Source organism: Agromyces sp. ISL-38, from assembly GCF_018613935.1.
Classification (GTDB): domain Bacteria; phylum Actinomycetota; class Actinomycetes; order Actinomycetales; family Microbacteriaceae; genus Agromyces.
In genome coordinates, this window is record NZ_JAGGPF010000012.1 from 102,607 (window position 1) to 122,428 (window position 19,822).

Consider the following 19,822-nt stretch of genomic DNA (forward strand, 5'->3'; position numbering starts at 1 on the left):
AGGGTATCGGGGGCGGGATTTGCACATGATCGCATCTCGCACATTGCAATCTAACCCACGAGGAACAATGATCCCCATCACACGCGTCCAGTTCGGAATCGAAGAAGAGGAACTGGTTCTCGAGGTGCTGCGATCGGGTTCGATCGCGCAGGGCCCCAAGGTGAAGCAGCTCGAAGACGAGTTCGCGGCAACCTTCGGCCTCGACCACGTGATCGCCGTGAACAACGGCACGACGGCGCTCGTCGGTGCGCTCGAGGTGCTCGACCTCCAGCCGGGCGATGAGGTGCTGACCACGCCGTTCACGTTCGTCGCAACCCTGAACGCGATTCTCGAGGCCGGCGCCACGGCGACGTTCGCCGACATCCGCGAAGAGGACTTCAACCTCGATCCCGACTCGGTGCGAGAGCGCATCACGACCCGCACGAAGGTGCTCGCCCCCGTGCACCTCTACGGTCAGATGGCCGACATGCAGCCGATCGAGGCGCTCGCGGCCGACCGCGGACTGCGCATCCTCGAAGACGCAGCGCAGTCCCACGGCGCGACCTACCAGGGGCGAGCGGCCGGCAGCTACGGCCTGGGCACGTTCTCCCTGTACGCGACGAAGAACCTCACCACCGGCGAGGGCGGCCTCATCGTGACCGACGACGCGGAACTCGCCGATCGACTCCGGGTCCTCCGGAACCAGGGCATGCGGGCTCGATACGAGTACGAGGTGGCCGGACACAACTACCGCCTCACCGATCTCCAGGCGGCCGTCGGCATCCCCCAGCTGGCCCGGTACGCATCGATCGTCGAGACGCGGCGACGCAATGCCGCGCGATTGACCGAGGGACTCGCGGATGCCCCCGGCATCGTGGTGCCCCGAGAGCTTCCGGGTCGCGAGCACGTGTGGCATCAGTACACGATCCGGGTCACCGAAGACGCTCGCGTCGACAGGTCGGAGTTCGTCGAACAGCTGACCGAGCTCGGCATCGGCAGCGGGGCCTACTACCCGCGACTCGTCACCGACTACGACGCGTACCGCCGCCATCCTCGAGTCTCCGTCGCCGACACGCCGGTCGCGGCCCGCATCGCCAACGAGGTGGTGTCACTCCCCGTTCATCACCATCTCGCCGACGACGAGCTCGACGCCGTCATCTCGGCCGTGCGGGAGATCTCCGGAGCTCCCCGATGAGCGGGCCGCTGCGGATCGCGCTCGTCGGCGCCGGAACGATGGGATCGCATCACGCGCGGGTCATCTCGCAGTCGCCACGCGCGGAGCTCACGGTGCTCGTCGATCCTCGCAAGTCGGTCGGGGCCAAGGTCGCAGAGCGATTCGGCACCCGATGGGCACCCGAGCTCCCCGACCTCGGCGAATTCGATGCCGTCGTCATCGCCGCGGCGACGGAGGCCCATCACGAGCTCGCGATGCAGGTGCTGAGCCAAGACACCGCCCTCCTCATCGAGAAGCCGGTCGCCGACAGCCTGCTCAAGACGCGTGAGATCATCGCGCTGGCCGAGCAGCGCGATCTCCCCCTCGTGTGCGGCCTGCTCGAACGGTACAACCCCGCCGTCATGACGGCACGAGCGCTCATCGAGCGTCCGTTGCACATCACCGCGACGCGGCACTCGCCGTACGCGCCGCGAATCCGAACCGGCGTCGCCTGGGATCTCCTCGTTCACGATGTCGACCTCGCCATCAACCTCATCGGCACGGAGCCGACCACCGTCGACGCTCGACTGGGCTTCTTCCATCCCGACTCCGCCGATGGAGCCGAGGATGTCGCCGAAACGCTGCTCGGCTTCGGCGACGGCGCCATCGCGCACGTCTCGGCGAGCCGCATCGGCCAGCGCAAGATCCGCCAGCTCTCGATCCACGAGACGGATCGCCTGATCGAGGTCGACCTGCTACGGCGCGATGTCACGGTCTACCATCACGTGTCCGAGAATGCGGTCGACGAGGGACGCGGATACCGCCAGCAGACCGTCATCGAGATTCCCGAGCTCGTGAGCTCACAAGAGCCGCTCACCACGCAGTTCTCGCACTTCGTCGATCTCGTCGAGGGCATCAGCGACGCCGCGGCCGAGCGCGCCACGATCCTCCCCTCCCACGAGGTCATCGACGCTGCGACCGCGAACAGGGGCAACAACTGACGTGATCAGACGTGTGTTCGACCACAGCGCCGTGAGGTACCTGATCGCGGGCGGCGCGGCGTTCCTCGTCGATCTCGGGCTCCTCGCGCTGTTCAAGAACGTGCTGGGCTGGCCGCTCTGGCTGGCGACCGGTGCGGCGTTCCTGCTCAGCTTCTTCTTCACCTACACGGTGCAGAAGATGTTCGCGTTCACGTCGATGGCACCGCACGGGATCGCCATCCTGAAGTATGCGGCGCTCGTGGCGTTCAACACCGCCGCGAGCGTGCTGATCGTGGCATCCGTCGACTGGACCGGCGCCGGCTGGGTGGCCGGGAAGGTCATCGCCACCGTCGCCATGACGGTATGGAACTATTTCGCGTACCGGTACTGGGTGTTCGCGGAGAATCCGAAAGAGAGCCGAGCATAGATGTACAAGGGTGCAGTAATCGCAGCGGTCGTCCCCGCCTACAAGGAAGAGGCGATGATCGGAACGGTCATCGCGACGATGCCAGACTTCGTCGACCACATCGTGATCGTCGATGATTGCAGTCCCGACGCGACCAGCGAGGTCGTCCGCTCGATCGACTCCAGTCGGGTGACACTGCTCCGGCACGAGGTGAACCAGGGCGTCGGCGGCTCCATCATCACCGGGCACCGTGCCGCGATCGAGCTGGGCGCCGACGTGAACGTCGTGATGGCCGGTGACGCGCAGATGGATCCCGAGCACCTGCCGGGGCTGCTCGACAAGGTGACCGACGGAGGGTTCGGGTTCGCGAAGGCGAACCGCTTCTTCGCTCCCGAGTCCTTCGAGGGCATGCCACGCCACCGTGTGTTCGGGAACATCGTCCTCTCGTTCATGACGAAGCTCGCGTCAGGCTATTGGCACCTGTTCGACCCGCAGAACGGATACACGGCGGTGCGGGCCGACGTGCTCCGCAACATCCCGCTCGACAGCGTGGCGAAGCGGTACTCGTTCGAGAACGACCTGCTGATCCACCTCAACATCCAGCAGGTGTCGGCCGTCGACGTGCCGGTGCCCGCCGTGTACGGCGATGAGGTGTCGAGCATTCGGCTCGGCAAGGTGGTGCCCGAGCTCCTCGACCTGCTCTTCCGCGGCTTCTGGCGGCGCATCTGGTACCGCTACGTGCTCTGGTCGTTCTCCCCCATCGCGCTGTTGCTCTTCATGGGCCTGCTGCTGTTCGTTGCGGGCATCGGCATCGCGATCTGGGTTGCGTTCCAGGTGATCGGGTCAGTCGTCGCGACCGCGGCGACCGTGATGCTCGCAGCACTTCCGCTCATGATCGGATCGCAGATGCTGATCAGCGCCCTGCAGCTCGACATCCAGGCGAGCCCGTCGACGCCGAACCTCAGACCTTTCCGCTGACGACCTCGCGGTCGGCGTGGTCGGAGACCGCGTCGGCCGCATCGTCGGGGGCCGACGCGGCATCGTCGTCGCGGCGTGCCCGCAGTGTCATGAAGAGCAGCGCCGCCGAGGCGCCGACGAGGAGCGGCCACACGTAGACGCCGAGCGGCGGCGACCACTGGGGCTCCTCGAAGTAGCTGAGCCAGTCGACATCCGTTCCGACGGCGTACCGCTTCGTCGCGTGCAACAGCGTGAACGCCTGTGCGAAGGCGACGAGCGAGAGCAGCGTCACGTCGATGCGACGGAGCGCGCGTCGCGGAACGACGCCGCCGAACACGTTCGACTCCGATGCCAGGACTCCGGCGACGATCAGCACACCGACGTATCCGACGAGCGCATAGCGGCCCTGCCAGATGTAGCCGGAAGTCTCGACGGATGCCGCCTGCACGATCGGGGGCACGAGGATGAACGAGACGAGTGCGAACGCAAGCGCAGCCAGCGCGCGACCCCGGATGATGCCGATGGCGGCGATCAACACGGCGAGTGCCAGGAAGGACCAGGTCACATATGCGATCGGCGCCGCTGGGGTGTCGAGCCAGCCGAAGACACCGATGTATCCGGGATCGAGGGTGCGGGCGAACAGCATCTCGATGAACGCCTCGTCGGGGGTCACCTCGTCGGCACCCGGGAAGACGCCCATGCTGCCGAGGGTGTTGGTGCGGAGGATCCAGGCACCTGCCGCGAGCACGCCACCGACCAGCGCTGCCACCGTGAGCCAGACGGAGGGCAGCCGGAGCAGGTGTGCGAGCCGACCTGGGCGAGCCGCGATGATCGCCGCGAGCCCGAACAGGCCGAGCCAGAGCGGGGAGAGACCGCGGCACTGGGCGAGGATCACCCCACTCACGGCGGTGATCAGCAACCATGGCCACTTCGCCGCGAGATCGCCACGTACGAGATGGAGGAGCGATGCCAGGAGCGCAGCGCCCGTGGCGATCTCGAGCCCATTCGGGTTGACGGCACTGTTGAGGAACAGCACCATCGGGGTGATCGCCGCGGCGATGGCGGCGACGAGTATCCGGGAGGAACCGAACTTCAGCATCGCGACGATTGCGAAGGCGAGGAAGAGGGATGTCACGAGCGCATTCATCAGGCGCATCGCCATCACCGCCGCCGAGGCGTCGTCGAGGAGCAGCGACGGCCATCCGACGATCGCGTAGAACGTGGGGTTGTAGAGACCGGCGGTGGTCTTGGCCGACACGTCGTACCAGTCGTCGTTCACGTACGAGAGGCAGTTCGCCTCCTTCGTTCCGTCGAAGGCGTAGCACGGCCAGCGCGCAGAGCTGGCGAGCCCCTTCGGAACGGTGACCGCGCGAACGGCCGGCTGATCGGTCGCCTCTCCGAGGACGTCACCCCGGGCAACCGCTGCAGCCTTGATGATGTGCGCCGGCTCATCCGGACTTCCACCGAGCGGCGTCGCGATCGCCCAGGAAGCGCCTGCGATGAAGAGCAGGAGCCAGATCAGGGCGAATCGAATCGCCGACCGTTCAGCGATCGCCTTCAACGTCCGTTTCACCGGGGCAGCCTCCGCCTTCTGGGCGCCGTCCGGAGCGCCTCAAGCATTGTACGGTCCGGGCACAGTGATGCGACTCACGGAACGACGATGTCTGCGCAGCGGAACTGGACGTGCCCCCCGGGCCCCGTGTTGATTCCGTACACGCAGACCCGGTGTGCGCCGGTGGACGCCGGAATGACGGCCTCGAACCCGTGATACGGCCCGTTCGCCGGGTAGGCGCGTGCCACATCGGGTCGTTCGAGGTCGGCGCGCAGGGCGGTGCCGACGGTGTCGACATACACGTGAACCTGGATCGGCTGGTCGGTATCGGGATCGAGTGCCCATCCGCCGACCGCGACTCCACCGGCGACCGGTTCCAGCACCTCCACGTTCCCGATCGGGACGCGTCCGAGATCGGGAGCCGGAGGTGCAGCCGGAATGACGAGTGTGGTGCAGGAGAGCAGCGTGTGCCCGCCGGCTCCCGTGTTGATCGCATAGAGGCACACCCGGCGCTGTCCGGGCTCCGCCTTGATCGTCGTCGCGAAGCCGTGAGCGCTGCCGTTGCGCGGATAGATGCGGGCGACATCCGCCCGTTCCTTGTCGGCCGCGAAGGCGACGCCCACCGAGTCGACGTACGCGTGGACCTGGATCGACGCGGTCGTGTCGGGATCGAGCGCCCACCCGGACAGCTCGACGGAACCCACACCGGCACGCACGAGCTCGACATTGCCGATCGGTGCGCGGCCCAGATCGGGGAAGGGTGGATTCCCGACCACGACGTCACGACACGCGAACAGGGCGTGACCGCCCGGCCCCGAGTTGATGCCGTAGACGCAGACGCGGTATTCGCCGGGCGACGTGGGGAGGCTGGCGGCGTATCCGTGGTTCGGTCCGTACGCCGCGTACTTGGACGGAATCGTCGCGGCCTTGGAGGCGGTGATCGCGGTGCCGACCGATCCCACGTAGACGTGCACGGGGATCGCGCCGGTGATGTCAGGATCGAGTGCCCATCCGCTGACCTCCACGGTCGTCGCCGTCGTGGTGATCGAGGGTTCACTGCCGACGGGAGGCCCGCTGAGCGGCTCGGTGTCGACGCAGCTGAGGAGCACCGGTGCGCCGGGTCCCACATTCATCGCGTAGACGCACACGCGGCGCTGGTCCGCGCCCTGTGCCGGCACGTTGACGTCGAAGCCGTGTTGGCTGCCGAGGCCCGGATACGCCGCACCGACGTCGTTGCGCGTGAGCTCTGCGCCGTAGGCCGTGCCGACCGTGCCGACGTACACGTGAATCGAGATGGGTGCCGACGAATCGGGATCGAGCGCCCAGCCGACCACACGGAACGATCCCGGCTGCGTCGCGATGAGCTCGACGTTCCCGATCGGGTTCACGTTCGCGCCGGTCGGATCGCCGAACCAATCGTGGAACGTCACCCAGAAGTTCCGGTTGCCGTAGGCGGAGCATCCGTCGCCGATGCCGCGCAGGTTCGCGAGTGCGGCGGCGTTCGGCTGGTACGGCGTGTAGTTGTAGAGGTTCGCCGTCGCCTGGTTCCGGATGTTGACCGCGGACGAACCGCACGCGGCGTTCGGGTTGTAGGCGATGTTCACGACGCCGATGCGATAGGCGCGTTGCGGATAGTTGGTGTATTGCCGGAGCTGCCAGGCCGCGTTGTAGACCTGGTTGTAGAAGCCGTAGTACTTCGTGTCGCACGCCGCCGTGTCGGGGCATCCGTATCCCATCGCGACCCGATACTGCCGTTCCGTCGGTGACGTCGCGGTGACGAGTCCCTGCTCCTTCTGGAGCATCACGATCAGGACCTGAGGGTTGATGCCGCAGGCGCGGGCCGCCTTCACGATGATCCGCGCAGCGGACTCGTTCGCCTCTCCGATGTAGCTCGAACAGTGGCCCGGTTCCACGGCGGCGCGAGTATACGTCGTGGCGCGATAGTCGCGCAGGCACGGCTGACCGTTCGCACCGACGCACGACGGCACCCGTGACACCAGGAACGACTGGACCTGCGCCTCGGTCATGGCGTCGGACTTGAAGAACATCTCGTCCGAGATGATGTAGCCGGCGTTGAAGTCGCTGCCGGTGATCGCCTGCGCCTCTCCTGCCGGCGCGATCGGGGTGAACGGCGCGAGCAGCGATCCCACGAGCGCAGCGGTGAGCACCGCCACCACCCGGAAACGTCGATGTTTCTTCAGCATGCCGCGAGCCCCCCGACAACCTCGTGCGCGGTCAGGAACCGCGCATCGTCGTCAATCTACGGGACTCGGGCAATTCGCGGGCTCGCGACATGCGATCTGCTGCGGATCTGATCGCGCTCGCCGCTCACGCCGTTCTGGTGACGGGTTCCCGGTCTGCATGTTCGGCCATCGGCTCGTCGTCGTGCGGCTCGCGGGGCCTCAGCGTGATGAACAGTCCGACGAACGCCGCGGCGACGAGGGTCGGCCACACGTAGGCACCCAGCGGCGGCAGCCATCGGGGTTCGGTGAAGAACGCGGACCAGCTGTCATCCGTTCCGACGGCATACCGCTTGGTGGCCTGCAGCAACGAGAACGCCTGTGCGAACGACACGATCGACACGACCGCGACGTCGATTCGACGCAGGGCGCGCATCGGGACACCGGTGCGAGGCGACGACGCCCCCCACTCCACCGCGGCGACGCCGGCCACGATCATCACGCCGACATACGCCACCAACGCGTAGCGGCCCTGCCAGATGTACCCGGAGGTCTCGATCGAGGCGGCCTGCACGATCGGTGGCACGAAGAAGAACACGAGCAGCGCGAAGGCCAACGCCGCGAGCAGGCGTCCCCTCGCGAATCCGATGGCCACCAGCACGAGGAGGCAGGCGAGGAATGACCACGTCACGTAGGCGATCGCCGGCGCGGGCGCGTCGAGCCAGCCGAAGAGACCGATATACCCCGGATCGAGTGCCACCTCGAAGAGCATCTGGATGAATGCCTCAGGGGGCTCGACCTCACCTGCACCGGGGAACACCCCCATGCTGCCGAGCGTGCCGGTACGGAGGATCCACGCACCGGCAGCCAGCATGCCGCCGAGCAGTGCCGCGATCGTGATCCAGACACCCGGGCTCCTGAGCAGGCGGCCGAGGCGTTCAGGGCGTGCCGCGATGATCGCCGTCAGCCCCAACAGCCCGAGCCACAGCGGGGAGAGCCCCCGCGACTGCGCGAGGAGGATCCCGCTGACCGCGATGACCACAAGCCATCGCCATCTCGCTTCGGGATCGCGTCGCACGAGGTACAGCAGCGAGGCGAGCAATGCGGCGCCCGCCGCGATCTCCAGGCCGTTGGGGTTCACCGACGCATTGAGGAAGATCACCATCGGCGTCACCGCGGCGGCGATGGTCGCGACGATGATCCGGGACCGGCCGAACTTCAGCAGCGCCGCGACGGCGATGGCGAGGAAGAGGGAGGTCAGCAGCGCATTGACGAGCCGCATGCCCATGGCCACGGCGGAGGTGTCCTGGAGGACGAGGGAGGGCCAACCGACGAGCGCATAGTACGTCGGGTTGTAGAGGCCCGCCGAGGTGGTCGCCGGGGCATCGGACCAGTCGTCGCTGACCGGAGGCATACACGTGGCCTCCACCGTGCCGTCGCGGCGGTAGCAGGTCCAGCCGAGCGAGTCGGCGATTCCCCTCGGCACGATGACCTCGCGCACGGCAGGGGCATCGGTCGGCTCGCCGAGCAGCTCACCGCGCACCACGGCGGCCGCCTTGATGATGTGCGCCGGCTCGTCGGGGCTGGCACCGAGTGGCGTGGCGATCGCCCACGACGCGCCGGCGATGAACAGGAGCAGCCAGGTCAACAGGAATCGAACTGCCGGCCGCTCGCCGAAGACCCCACTCAATCGCCGCACCGGCGCCGCCTCCGCATCCCGGCGCCACCGAAGCGCCTCGGGCATCCTACGCCGGACCAGGGCCGACGGCGTCCCCGAGAGGCTGTGCGGTGCGGCGAATCACCGCGTCGCGAATCTGCAGGAATCGAGCATTTCGTGCGCTTGCGACATGAGATCTGCAGCGGATCTTGGGATACGCTTGCACGGATATTCCGCCCGAGGAGAACCGATATTGTGCGAATTCTGATGACCCTCATGGTCCGCGATGAAGCGGACATCGTGGGGGCGATGCTCACGCATCATCGGGAACAGGGCATCGATCACGTCATCGTCACCGACAACGCCTCGGTCGACGGAACGTTCGACGTCCTCCGCTCATTCGAGCGCGACGGGTTCGTCACGATCTGGCACGACCCCGTGCATCGCAAGCAGCAGGGCGAGTCCGTCACGCGGATGGCGCGGCACGCGTTCACCGATCTCGGGGCCGATTGGGTCATCAACGCCGACGCCGACGAGTTCTGGGTTCCATACGGTACCGCCGACAGCGTCAGGAACGCGCTCGAACGTGTGCCCGGTGACGTGCCGGTGTTCCGCGTCCCCGTCGTCAACCTGACCGGCGCCCCCGCTCGCGATGGCAGCGGCCTGCGCCGTCTCACCCTGCGAGACGAACGCACCCCCGAGACCCTCCGTGAATCGGGCATCCCATTCCACCCCACGCCGAACGCGGTCCACCGGGGCAATGCCCAGGTCGTGGTGGCGCAGGGCAATCATCGGGCCGAAGCGCCCGGGTGGCCCGAAGCGGAGTTCCGAGACGGCATCGAGGTGCTGCACCTCCCCTGGCGCTCCTGGCGGCAGTACTCGTACAAGGTCCGTGTCTCCGGTGAGGCATACCTCGCCAACCCCACGCTCGCACCGAGCCCTCGGCATCACGGCATGCTCGACTTCCGACGACTCGAGGAGGGATGGCTCGAGGCGGCCTACGTCGCGAAGCATCCGAGCGCGCAGGAAATGGAGCAGGGTCTCTCAGACGGATCCTTCGTTCGCGACGAGCGCCTCGTCGCGCTCGACCGCGACGGCGTCCCGGGACTCGTTCCCGATGTCGCATACGACGACGACGCCCTCGAATCGCTGAAGGCGACCGGAACGCAGTTGCGCGTCGTCGAGCTACGGGGCGAGGACGAGGCGGATCGGATCCGTTCCTTCCACGACCTGGCGGTGGACCAGCGCGACGAGGCACGCCGCAACGTCGAGAAGCTCACCGAGACCCTCGATGATCTGCGGAGGCGCGGGTTGGTGCGAGCAGCCTGGCGAGTCGACGAGCGCGCTCGCGTGCTCTTGTACCCCTTCATCCGGCGCTTTCGCAGGGGCCGGGCAATCCCCAGCGAACCATCCGAGTAGACTGATCGCCTATGTCTTCGCCTCATTCCGCCCCCGACATCCGAGCCGCGCGGTTCTCGAGGCTCGACGCCCTTCCACTCGACTCGACCGCACGGTCGAGGGGATACCGCGGTTGGTCCGCGCTCAAGGAGATCTTCGGTCGGCGCGAGATGCTCGACCTGCTGATCCGGCGTGACCTCAAGGCGCGGTACAAGGACTCGTCACTGGGTTTCATGTGGTCGCTCGTGCGCCCGCTCACCCAGTTGGCGATCTACTACGTCGTCCTCGGGCACTTCCTCGGGGCGGCCCGCGGTATCCCCGACTTCGCGATCTATGTCTTCACCGGTCTCACGGCGTACACGCTGTTCAGCGAGATCGTGCTCGGCGGCGCGGGATCGATCGTGAACAACAGCGGCCTGGTGAAGAAGATCTACCTGCCACGCGAGATCTTCCCGCTCGCTTCCGTCGGCGCCTCGCTGTTCAACTTCGGCGTCCAGCTCGCCATCCTCCTCTTGGCCACCCTCGGATTCCGGGTGTTCCCCTGGCACGCCGAGATCCTGTACCTCCTCCCGGGGCTGGCGTTGATCCTCGTCTACGGCGCAGCCCTCGCCCTCCTCCTGTCGGCGGCGAACGTCTTCCTGCGCGACATCCAGTACCTCATCGAGGTGATCGTGATGCTGCTCATGTGGGCATCGCCGATCGTCTACAGCTGGGAGATGGTGAAGCGCGCCGTTCCTGAGTGGGTCCTCGAGATCTACACCAACAATCCGGTGACGCTCGCCGTCATGGGATTCCAGAAGGCGTTCTGGGTCAACGGACCCGAGGCCTCCTATCCGCCTGACCTCCTGCTCCGCATGGGGATCGCACTGCTCGCGGGAATCCTCGCCATCATCGGCGCGCACGTCGTCTTCAACCGCCTGCAGGGCGACTTCGCCCAAGCCCTGTGAGCCACCCAGCGCCGATGGACGGCCCGCGTGTTACGGCGATCGTGGTGCTCTACAACTCGAGCGCCGTGCTCACTCGACTGCTCGAGTCGATTCCCGCCGCCTCGCGGCAGGTGCGCACCGATGTCGTCGTCATCGACAACGCGAGTGCCGACCGCGACGAGAGTCGGCGGATCGCGATCGGCCATGGTGCCGAATTCGTGCAGCTCGAAGAGAATGTCGGCTACGGCGGTGGCGTGAACGCTGCCGTCGCAACGCTCACGATGCCCGGCGAGTACCTGCTCATCTGCAATGCCGACCTCGAGTTCGATGACGGGGCGATCGATGAACTCGTCGCCTATGCGAGCGGGCAGGACCGGATCGGAAGCGTCGGACCGGCCATCCTGAACACCGACGGCTCGGTGTATCCCTCTGCGCGGCGCTCACCCTCGCTGCGAGTCGGCATCGGCCACGCACTGCTGGGTGACATCGCACCCCGGAATCGCTGGTCCCGGCGATACCGCGAAGAGTCAACGGCCGCATCCTCAGCGGTACCGCGCGAGGTGGACTGGCTCTCCGGGGCCTGCCTCATGGTCCCCATCGAACGGTTCCGCTCCGTCGGAGGATTCGATGAGGGGTACTTCATGTACTTCGAGGACGTGGATCTCGGAGATCGGCTGCGTGCCACCGGGGCCCATAACGTCTACGTGCCGGGTGCCCGCGTGATGCACATCGGTGCGCACTCCACGGGTTCCGTGTCATCGCGGATGCTGACCGAGCACCATGCGAGCGCCTACCGCTACCTGGCCCGCCGTTACCGAGGACCGTGGCTTGCGCCCGTGCGACTCGCGCTCCGGGCCGGCCTCGCGCTCAGGCTGGGAGCCGCAATCGCGCGGAGCGCGCGCGAGACCGCCCCCGACCGACGCACAGGGGCCTCCGGCTAGGCTTGCTTGGGCTCACTCCCCCGATTCCCCAGTCACACCCTGCGAATGGAGCACGACCACGATGACGACCGCCGATGCGACCCGGCTTTCGGCCCCGACGCCGGACGGTCCTCCCGTCATCCGACTCGACGGCGTATCGAAGCGGTTCGTGATCCGCAAGGACAACTCGCTGAAGGAACGGCTGGTCACCCTCGGTCGCGCCGGCAAGCGTCACCGTGAGGACTTCTGGGCTCTCCGCGGTCTCAGCGCCGAGCTCCATGCCGGCCAGACCGTCGCGCTCATCGGGCACAACGGCTCCGGCAAGAGCACGCTCCTGAAGATCATCGGAGGCATCCTCGCACCGACCGAGGGCTCGGTCGAACTGCGGGGTCGGCTCGCCGCCCTCCTGGAACTCGGCGCCGGCTTCCACCCCGACCTCACCGGCCGCGAGAACGTCTACCTGAACGCGTCGATCCTCGGCCTCTCGCGGGAGGAGACCGACTCGAGATTCGACGACATCGTGGCGTACTCCGGAATCAGCGAGTTCATCGACACCCAAGTGAAGTTCTACTCCTCCGGCATGTACGTTCGACTCGCCTTCGCAGTCGCCGTACACACCGATCCCGACATCCTGCTCGTCGACGAGGTGCTCGCCGTCGGTGACGAGGCATTCCAGCGGAAGTGCCTCGACACGATCCGCACGTTCCAGACCGAGGGCCGCACCATCGTGCTGGTCACGCACTCGATGGGCCAGGTCGCCGAGCTGGCGGATCGGGCGATCCTGCTTCACCACGGCGAGGTCATCATGGACGGCGAGCCCAACGCTGCCATCGTGGCATTCCGCGATCTGCTCGAGGACCGCCGTCAGGAGGAGATCCACGCGGCGCCACTGAACCCCGTACTCGAGAACGGGCGGGTGCTCTCCGCCTACCTTGCTGGTCACGATGGCGAGCGCAATCCGACGCTGCGCGCCGGCGACGACCTCGAGATCGTCGCCGAGTTCGAGCACACGACCGGAATCGACCGCTGGATCTGCGCCGTTCAGATCGACAACGCGACCGGCCAGAAGGTCTACGGCGCATCCACTGATCGATCGCCGCTCGAGCTCGATCCCCTCCACGGCAGGCGTACCGTGAGTCTGAAGTTGCTGAACCCGATGCTCGGTGGGGGCAAGTACTTCGTCAACGTCTCGTTCATGGACTACGCGGGTCGCCACCTTCACGACCTCACGCAGGCGTTCAGCTTCAACGTCGCCGAGCATTCCGACGCGAGCGGCAGCGTGTATGCGAAGCCGGAGTTCCGGGTGCTACCGGCCTCGCCGACGGTCCCCCGCTGACCCTCGCGACACAAGCCGCAGGGAAAGACGCCGGATCCCGCTGCTCGACGTGACGATCCGGCCCACGTCGGAGACCATCCGCGAAGCCCGGGCATCGAATGAGTGCACCGCCCCCACGCGCGATGCCTCTTGTGCGCGTTCGGCGAGCCCGGGCCGGTCGTCGGCGTGAAGGATGCGGGCGAGATCGTCTCGGGAGCCGAATGTCCGGATCAGCGTGGGACTGATCTCATCGATGCCTGCGACCCGGTCGGAAACGACGACGGCCCCCGACGCGACCGCATCGAACACTCGGTTCGAGATGAACCCTTCTCGAGCCATGTCGGTCCAGTGGTCATTGAGGACGATGTCGGCGGCGGCGTATGCCTTCGGGAGCACTCGGTTCGGCATGTGCGTGGACGCGATCCGCTCAGCAGGAACGTACGGCTCCCATCCATGCCCATGGATTTCGACCTCTGCGCCGGCATCGATCGCCCACAGCACCGCCGGACGCTCGACTCCCCGCGTCGTACCGACGAACAGCACTCCGGCTCGCTGTCGAGTCGCCGGATCCGGCCGGAAGCGGGCGGGATTCGTCGCTTGGAGGAGCGGTGTGATCACCACTCCCGATTCACGCTGTCTCCTCGGCGCCCAAACCATGCTGGCGGCGTAGACGAGGTCGTGCGCTCGAAGCTCATCGTCGGTGACGAGCTCAGGGTGGCTGATCACCCACAGCACGTTGACGGCGCCGTCGATGCGCTCGAGCCCGGCAAGGCCTCGAAGCGTGACGACGACGTCGACGTCGACGACTTCCTCGTCGAGACGGAACACCCGCACGGACTGCACGAACGGTGACAGGGCAGCCGCAAGATCGTCTGCGAATGGAACGTCGCCATAGCGGTCGCCATCGGGCCCGAGCGGCGCCGATACTCGTACAGCCCACCGGGTGCCGGGAAGCCCACCACGAAGCCGGGCGTTCGAATCGGCAACCCTGGCGACGCGAGATCGCAGCATCACCGCGCGCCCGAGACGTGTCATCGCCAATCGGTTCTTCAGCGACGAGAGCACAGGCCGCCTCGATCGTTCAGCGGCCGCCACGTGCTCGGGGATTCATCCGGCACGTTCCGCCGCGAGCAGCTGGCGGATGTACTGGCCGTATCCGCTCTTGACGAGCGGTGCGGCCAGGCGGCCGAGCTGTTCATCGTCGATCCATCCGGCGCGCCAGGCGATCTCCTCGATGCATCCGATCTTGAAGCCCTGGCGATCTTCGATGACCCGCACGTACTCCGACGCCTGCATCATCGATTCGAACGTACCGGTGTCGAGCCAGGCCGTTCCTCGATCGAGCACCTGCACCGAGAGTGCGCCCTCGTTCAGGTAACGCTCGTTGACCGTGCTGATCTCGAGTTCGCCGCGGGCGCTGGGCTCGATCGTCTTGGCGATCTCGACGACGCGGTTGTCATAGAAGTAGAGTCCGGGCACGGCGTAGTTGCTCTTCGGCTCGGCCGGCTTCTCCTCGATCGACAACGCGCGGAAGTCCTCGTCGAACTCGACGACGCCGTAGGCGGTCGGGTCACTCACCTGGTACGCGAAGATCAGCGCGCCGTCGATGTCCTTGTGCTCGCGAAGCGCCGAACCGAGGCCGCTGCCGTGGAAGATGTTGTCGCCGAGCACGAGCGCCACGCTCTCGTCGCCGATGAACTCCTCGCCGATGATGAACGCCTGCGCCAGCCCATCGGGTGACGGCTGCACCGCGTACTCCAGCCGGATGCCGAGATCGCTGCCGTCGCCGAGCAGTGCGCGGAACTGCGCGTTGTACTCGGGAGTCGTGATGATGAGGATCTCCTGGATGCCCGCCATCATGAGCGTCGACAGCGGGTAGTAGATCATCGGCTTGTCGTAGATGGGCATGAGCTGCTTCGAGATGCCCTTGGTGATCGGCCAGAGCCGGCTGCCGGACCCGCCGGCGAGGATGATGCCGCGCATCGGTCAGTTCCCCTTGCTGTTCAGCGTGTCGTAGAAGGCCCGCGCGGCCTCCCATGTCGGAAGCAGGCCGGATGCCGCGGCCTCGGCGAGGCTCGGGGCCTCGGTGTCCTTCGGCGAGAGCAGGAGCTCGCCGGCCGCTTCGGGGAAGACGAGCGCGACCTCGGGGTCGAGCGGGTTGATGCCGTGCTCGCGAGGCGCGTTGAAGGGCGCGGTCACGAGGTAACTGACGGTGGCGTCTTCCGTGAGCGCCACGAAGCAGTGCCCGAGTCCTTCGGCGATGTAGATCGCGCGACGCTCGCTCTCGTCGAGGAGCACCGAGTCCCACTGCCCGAACGTCGGCGAGCCCACTCGGATGTCGATGACGAAGTCGAGCACGGCGCCCCGCGTGGCCGTGACGTACTTGGCCTGGCTCGGCGGGATGTCGGCGAAGTGGATGCCGCGGACGACCCCGCGCTTCGAGACCGACGTGTTCGCCTGCGCGATCGCCAGCGGGTGGCCGATCGCCTCCTCGAGCCGGTCGAGGCGATACCACTCGAGGAAGACTCCGCGGTCGTCGCCGAACTGCTTCGGGGTGATCTCGTAGCTGTCGGGAATCTTCAGTTCGCGGATCTGCACGGTCAGAAGTGTACCAATGGTGACGAGCACCCAGAGGGCACCCAAGTTCGATCCCGGACGGGTCGCTAGGATGTTCGGGTGTCAAGACTTCTCGTGACCGGCGGAGCCGGTTTCATCGGATCCAACTTCGTCCACTACGTGCTCGCGAACACCGACCACACGGTGACCGTGCTCGACAAGCTCACCTACGCCGGCAACCTCGCCTCGCTCGAGGGCCTCCCCGCCGACCGCTTCCGCTTCGTGCAGGGCGACATCTGCGACGCGGCGCTCGTCGACGAGCTCTTCGCCGAGCACGACGCGGTCGTGCACTACGCAGCGGAGAGCCACAACGACAACTCGCTCGACGACCCTCGGCCGTTCCTCGACACCAACATCGTCGGCACGTTCACGCTGCTCGAGGCGGCGCGCAAGCACGACATCCGCTTCCACCACATCTCCACCGACGAGGTGTACGGCGACCTCGAGCTCGACGACCCGGCCAGGTTCACCGAGCAGACGCCGTACAACCCCTCGAGCCCGTACTCGTCGACGAAGGCCGGCAGCGACCTCCTGGTGCGGGCCTGGGTGCGCTCGTTCGGCGTGAAGGCCACGATCTCGAACTGCTCGAACAACTACGGCCCGTTCCAGCACGTCGAGAAGTTCATCCCCCGCCAGATCACGAACGTGCTTCGCGGCGAACGACCCAAGCTCTACGGCAAGGGCGAGAACGTGCGCGACTGGATCCACGCGAACGACCACTCCTCCGCCGTGCTCACGATCCTCGACAAGGGCGAGATCGGCGAGACCTATCTCATCGGTGCCGACGGCGAGAAGAACAACAAAGAGGTCGTCGAGCTGATCCTCACGACGCTCGGCCAGCCCGACGACGCATACGACCACGTCGTCGACCGGCCCGGCCACGACCTCCGGTACGCGATCGACTCGACGCGCCTGCGCACCGAGCTCGGCTGGGAGCCCGAGTTCTCCGACTTCGAGAGCGGCCTCGCCGACACGATCGCGTGGTACCGCGACAACGAGGCATGGTGGGCGCCGCAGAAGGACGCCACCGAGGCCCGTTACCAGGCGCAGGGTCAGTAGCCGCATGAGATACCTGATCACCGGGGCATCCGGCATGCTCGGACGCGACCTTCAGACCGCGCTCGAGGGCCGCCTGGTCACCGCGCTCGGCCGTGCCGACCTCGACGTGACGAATGCCGCGGCGGTGGCGGCTGCAGTCGAGGGCCACGACGTCGTGATCAACTGCGCCGCCTACACGAACGTCGACGAAGCCGAGACGCACGAGGACGCCGCCTATGCGGTCAACGCCGTCGGGCCGGCCAATCTCGCCGCAGCGTGCGCAGATCTCGGTGCGCGGCTCGTGACGATCTCCACCGACTACGTCTTCGACGGCAGCGCAACGACCCCCTACGCCGAAGACCGCCCGCGCGATCCCATCAACGCGTACGGCCGCACCAAGGCCGCCGGCGAGGAGCTCGCACTCGAACGTCATCCCGGAGGTGCCTACGTGGTGCGCACCGCTTGGCTCTACGGCGCCCATGGCCCCAACTTCGCGAAGACGATGCTCGCGCTCGCGGAGTCTCGCGACACGTGGTCGGTCGTCGACGACCAGCTCGGCCAGCCCACCTGGACGGCCGACCTCGCCGCCCAGATCGTCGCCATGCTCGATGCCGACGCTCCGGCGGGCATCTACCACGGCACCAACTCGGGCTCCGCGACGTGGTTCGAGTTCGCCCGCGCGGTGCTCGACGAGTCCGGTGTCGACCCCGAGCGGATCACGCCCACCGATAGCTCCGCCTTCGTGCGCCCGGCGCCGCGCCCGGCGTACTCGGTGCTCGGCCACGACGCGTGGCAGGCAGCCGGACTCTCGCCGATGCGTGACTGGCGTGAGGCGCTGGCCGACGCCACGGCGCGTGGAGTGTTCGCGCGCGACTGATCACCGGCATGACCGACTGATCACACGCAGGTCGGGCCACCGCCCGAGCTCACATCATTCGCGAGTACAGCTCGACTTGCATTCGACGTGACCATCGGCTCTGGAGGGTCGACAGATCGGAGTCGAGGATGCGCGGATCGCGCGACTTCGACTCGAAGTGGTAGAGCCTGGCCCATGGGCTGAACACCGCTGAGCGGCCGGTCGAGCGCACCTTCATGTTGAGGTCGACGTCGTTGTAGTTGCCGGGAAGCTCGAGCGTGAACCCGCCGACCTCGAAGTAGAGATCGCGACTGATGAGCGCGCAGGCGGCCGTGACCCCGGAGACCTCGTGATCGGTGAGCATCGACTTGATCGAGTCGTCGCGGCCGCCCACCCAGCCGAATGCCGCGTGCCCGGCGACGCCGCCCGTGTAGACCTGGCCGGCATGTTGCACGGTGCTGTCCTCGAAGTACAGCTGTGCGCCCACGATGCCGACCCCGCGCTGTTGCGCCAGGCCGAGGAGCGTCTCGATCCAGTCGTCGGTGACGACCTCGACATCGTCGTTGAGCAGGAGGAGGTAGTCGCCGCTGGCGGCCACCGCACCACGGTTCATCTTCGCGCTGAAGTTGAAGGGTGCATCCCAGAGCACGAGTCGCAGCCGATCGCCGCAGAGCTCCTCGAGGCGTGTGACGACCTCGGTCGGCGTCTCGGCGTCGGCGACGACGACGAACTCGAGGTTCTGATAGGTCGACCGTTCCACGATGCCACGGATCGCCTCGACGACCAGCACGCGTTCCTTACCTGCGATCTCCGCCGAACCACCCCTCGTCGGAATCACGATCGAGACCTTGGGATCGTGGGCCGGGCGGTAACGAACGCGACGGATGAACGGCTCGAGCTCTTCGACCGTCGCCTCGACCCCTTCGCGCTCGAGGTGCGCCTCGACGACCCGCCGTTGCGCGTCGGACGTGCCGGCGAAGTCGCTCTGGGTGAGATCTTCGGTCGCGAGCACGCCCGGCAGGAGTGCGACGGTTCGCCCGGCCTGATCGGCTCGCAGCACGAGGTCGAGCACTTGCGCTCGCCGCGCCTCGGGCATGAAGCCTCCGAGACCCAGGATCACATCTCGTCGTGCAACGACGACCGGGCCGAGATAGTCGTTGCTCCTCAGCCTGATCGGCGAGAACAGGGGCCTGAACAGCGGGTGCCCGAGCTCGGTCACGGAGTCCCCGTAGACCACGGACGTGGACGGGAAGCGGTCGAAGAAGCCGACCACATGCTGCAGGAGATTGGGCACGACCTTCCCCCAGCGCACCATGAACAGGAACTCGGCGCCGCTCGCACCGAGGCGGTCGTTCAACGTCCGTGCATCGGCATCGAGGACCTCGACCCCGAGCTCGCGAACCGCGCCGAGCACTTCGGCCGTGTCCTCGTGCGCGATGTGGTCGACGACCACGAAGACGCTGGCCGGGTCGAAGCCCGCGCCGAGCACCTGCTGGGCAGTCCGCGTGACTTCTTCCCCACTGTGTCCGGCCGAGTCGATCCACGCTTCCACTCGCGCCGCCAATGCCGCGTCCGTCACGCTCATCCGAGCACGCGCCGCTTGACGTGCCGCAGCACCCGCACCGGGAGGGTCACCATGCGACCGGCGCGCCACGTGAGCGAGGACTTCAGTCCGACGATGTTCGCCTCGGCGGCGACAGTTTCGCTGGGCGAGAGGCGACTGACCGCCTGGAGCTCCTTGACCTGTTGTTCGAGACCGATGATGCGGTCGGTGAAGGCCAGCCGCTCTTCGGCGAGCAACGCCTCGGGACTCACGAGGGCGTCGGGCCGTCCATCCGGCCATCGCTTGCTCGGTGCGTCACTCACGTGGATCTCGTCCTCTCGTCGGC

The 19,822-nt window shown here is 67.0% G+C and carries 18 protein-coding genes; 10 read left to right on the plus strand and 8 right to left on the minus strand.

All coding sequences use genetic code 11. The features are described from left to right. The first annotated feature begins 67 nt into the window (after positions 1-67). Genes J7E25_RS14530 through J7E25_RS14545 form a run of 4 tightly spaced genes read left to right on the plus strand, consistent with a single transcriptional unit; the run spans position 68 to position 3,496 of the window. A complete protein-coding gene (locus J7E25_RS14530; protein ID WP_214870873.1) occupies positions 68-1,174 on the plus strand; it encodes a DegT/DnrJ/EryC1/StrS aminotransferase family protein in 1,107 nt (368 codons plus the stop codon). Then, positions 1,171-2,133 (plus strand): Gfo/Idh/MocA family protein, encoded by a 963-nt coding sequence (locus tag J7E25_RS14535; RefSeq protein WP_214870874.1) that lies wholly within the window; start codon positions 1,171-1,173, stop codon positions 2,131-2,133. The genes J7E25_RS14530 and J7E25_RS14535 overlap by 4 nt, the downstream gene beginning before the upstream one ends. Before the next feature lie 31 nt (positions 2,134-2,164). Further along, a complete protein-coding gene (locus J7E25_RS14540) occupies positions 2,165-2,539 on the plus strand; it encodes a GtrA family protein (RefSeq protein WP_214870875.1) in 375 nt (124 codons plus the stop codon). Further along, the gene (locus J7E25_RS14545; RefSeq protein WP_285289860.1) at positions 2,540-3,496 is read left to right on the plus strand and encodes a glycosyltransferase family 2 protein; all 957 of its coding nucleotides are present in this window, start codon (positions 2,540-2,542) and stop codon (positions 3,494-3,496) included. On the opposite strand, the gene J7E25_RS14550 is transcribed toward J7E25_RS14545, so the two are convergent. From J7E25_RS14550 to J7E25_RS14560, 3 genes are all read right to left on the minus strand, one after another. Further along, positions 3,480-5,048 carry a DUF2142 domain-containing protein gene (locus J7E25_RS14550; protein ID WP_214870877.1) on the minus strand — a complete coding sequence of 523 codons (1,569 nt, stop codon included), beginning with the start codon at positions 5,046-5,048 and terminating at the stop codon, positions 3,480-3,482. The genes J7E25_RS14545 and J7E25_RS14550 overlap by 17 nt on opposite strands. 74 nt (positions 5,049-5,122) lie before the next feature. Further along, a complete protein-coding gene (locus J7E25_RS14555) occupies positions 5,123-7,231 on the minus strand; it encodes a hypothetical protein (protein ID WP_214870878.1) in 2,109 nt (702 codons plus the stop codon). Positions 7,232-7,355: 124 nt separating this feature from the next. Continuing rightward, entirely contained in the window at positions 7,356-8,906 is a 1,551-nt protein-coding gene (locus tag J7E25_RS14560) for a DUF2142 domain-containing protein (RefSeq protein ID WP_214870879.1), read from the minus strand. A gap of 225 nt (positions 8,907-9,131) precedes the next feature. Here J7E25_RS14560 and J7E25_RS14565 point away from each other — a divergent pair, with 225 nt between their 5' ends. The 4 genes from J7E25_RS14565 to J7E25_RS14580 all read left to right on the plus strand — a co-directional run bounded on the left by J7E25_RS14565 (position 9,132) and on the right by J7E25_RS14580 (position 13,444). Continuing rightward, positions 9,132-10,283, plus strand: coding sequence for a glycosyltransferase family 2 protein (locus J7E25_RS14565; RefSeq protein ID WP_214870880.1), 1,152 nt, complete (start codon positions 9,132-9,134; stop codon positions 10,281-10,283). 11 nt (positions 10,284-10,294) lie between these two features. Beyond that, positions 10,295-11,209, plus strand: coding sequence for an ABC transporter permease (locus J7E25_RS14570; RefSeq protein WP_214870881.1), 915 nt, complete (start codon positions 10,295-10,297; stop codon positions 11,207-11,209). 14 nt (positions 11,210-11,223) lie between these two features. Next, complete coding sequence (locus J7E25_RS14575; RefSeq protein WP_214870882.1) at positions 11,224-12,129, plus strand: glycosyltransferase family 2 protein; 906 nt, start codon at positions 11,224-11,226, stop codon at positions 12,127-12,129. Positions 12,130-12,190: 61 nt separating this feature from the next. Beyond that, positions 12,191-13,444 (plus strand): ABC transporter ATP-binding protein, encoded by a 1,254-nt coding sequence (locus J7E25_RS14580; protein WP_214870883.1) that lies wholly within the window; start codon positions 12,191-12,193, stop codon positions 13,442-13,444. On the opposite strand, the gene J7E25_RS14585 is transcribed toward J7E25_RS14580, so the two are convergent. The 3 genes from J7E25_RS14585 to J7E25_RS14595 form a co-directional block, all read right to left on the minus strand. Further along, positions 13,415-14,458, minus strand: coding sequence for a glycosyltransferase (locus J7E25_RS14585; RefSeq protein ID WP_214870884.1), 1,044 nt, complete (start codon positions 14,456-14,458; stop codon positions 13,415-13,417). The two genes, J7E25_RS14580 and J7E25_RS14585, sit on opposite strands and share 30 nt — an antisense overlap. Positions 14,459-14,530: 72 nt before the next feature. Next, a complete protein-coding gene (gene rfbA / locus J7E25_RS14590) occupies positions 14,531-15,406 on the minus strand; it encodes a glucose-1-phosphate thymidylyltransferase RfbA (protein ID WP_214870885.1) in 876 nt (291 codons plus the stop codon). 3 nt (positions 15,407-15,409) lie between these two features. Further along, positions 15,410-16,021, minus strand: coding sequence for a dTDP-4-dehydrorhamnose 3,5-epimerase family protein (locus tag J7E25_RS14595; RefSeq protein ID WP_214870886.1), 612 nt, complete (start codon positions 16,019-16,021; stop codon positions 15,410-15,412). Between the two features lie 78 nt (positions 16,022-16,099). Between J7E25_RS14595 and rfbB the strand changes: the two genes are divergently transcribed. Together rfbB and rfbD are read left to right on the plus strand one after the other, a co-directional pair. Next, the gene (gene rfbB / locus J7E25_RS14600) at positions 16,100-17,098 is read left to right on the plus strand and encodes a dTDP-glucose 4,6-dehydratase (RefSeq protein WP_214870887.1); all 999 of its coding nucleotides are present in this window, start codon (positions 16,100-16,102) and stop codon (positions 17,096-17,098) included. A 4-nt stretch (positions 17,099-17,102) separates the two neighbouring features. Continuing rightward, the gene (gene rfbD, locus J7E25_RS14605) at positions 17,103-17,954 is read left to right on the plus strand and encodes a dTDP-4-dehydrorhamnose reductase (protein ID WP_214870888.1); all 852 of its coding nucleotides are present in this window, start codon (positions 17,103-17,105) and stop codon (positions 17,952-17,954) included. 49 nt (positions 17,955-18,003) lie between these two features. On the opposite strand, the gene J7E25_RS14610 is transcribed toward rfbD, so the two are convergent. Then, positions 18,004-19,518, minus strand: coding sequence for a glycosyltransferase (locus J7E25_RS14610; protein WP_214870889.1), 1,515 nt, complete (start codon positions 19,516-19,518; stop codon positions 18,004-18,006). Next, positions 19,515-19,799: a hypothetical protein gene (locus tag J7E25_RS14615; RefSeq protein WP_214870890.1), complete on the minus strand. Its 285-nt coding sequence runs from the start codon at positions 19,797-19,799 to the stop codon at positions 19,515-19,517. The genes J7E25_RS14610 and J7E25_RS14615 overlap by 4 nt, the downstream gene beginning before the upstream one ends. Between the last annotated feature and the right edge of the window lie 23 nt (positions 19,800-19,822).

Bases quoted from the DNA above. Each gene is read 5' to 3' on its own strand.
- J7E25_RS14530 (WP_214870873.1), top strand. From the start codon at position 68: ATGATCCCCATCACACGCGTCCAGTTCGGAATCGAAGAAGAGGAACTG.
- J7E25_RS14610 (WP_214870889.1), bottom strand. From the start codon at position 19,518: ATGAGCGTGACGGACGCGGCATTGGCGGCGCGAGTGGAAGCGTGGATC.
- rfbD (WP_214870888.1), top strand. From the start codon at position 17,103: ATGAGATACCTGATCACCGGGGCATCCGGCATGCTCGGACGCGACCTT.
- J7E25_RS14580 (WP_214870883.1), top strand. From the start codon at position 12,191: ATGACGACCGCCGATGCGACCCGGCTTTCGGCCCCGACGCCGGACGGT.
- J7E25_RS14585 (WP_214870884.1), bottom strand. From the start codon at position 14,458: ATGACACGTCTCGGGCGCGCGGTGATGCTGCGATCTCGCGTCGCCAGG.
- J7E25_RS14570 (WP_214870881.1), top strand. From the start codon at position 10,295: ATGTCTTCGCCTCATTCCGCCCCCGACATCCGAGCCGCGCGGTTCTCG.
- J7E25_RS14535 (WP_214870874.1), top strand. From the start codon at position 1,171: ATGAGCGGGCCGCTGCGGATCGCGCTCGTCGGCGCCGGAACGATGGGA.
- J7E25_RS14545 (WP_285289860.1), top strand. From the start codon at position 2,540: ATGTACAAGGGTGCAGTAATCGCAGCGGTCGTCCCCGCCTACAAGGAA.
- J7E25_RS14555 (WP_214870878.1), bottom strand. From the start codon at position 7,231: ATGCTGAAGAAACATCGACGTTTCCGGGTGGTGGCGGTGCTCACCGCT.
- J7E25_RS14575 (WP_214870882.1), top strand. From the start codon at position 11,224: ATGGACGGCCCGCGTGTTACGGCGATCGTGGTGCTCTACAACTCGAGC.
- rfbA (WP_214870885.1), bottom strand. From the start codon at position 15,406: ATGCGCGGCATCATCCTCGCCGGCGGGTCCGGCAGCCGGCTCTGGCCG.
- J7E25_RS14565 (WP_214870880.1), top strand. From the start codon at position 9,132: ATGACCCTCATGGTCCGCGATGAAGCGGACATCGTGGGGGCGATGCTC.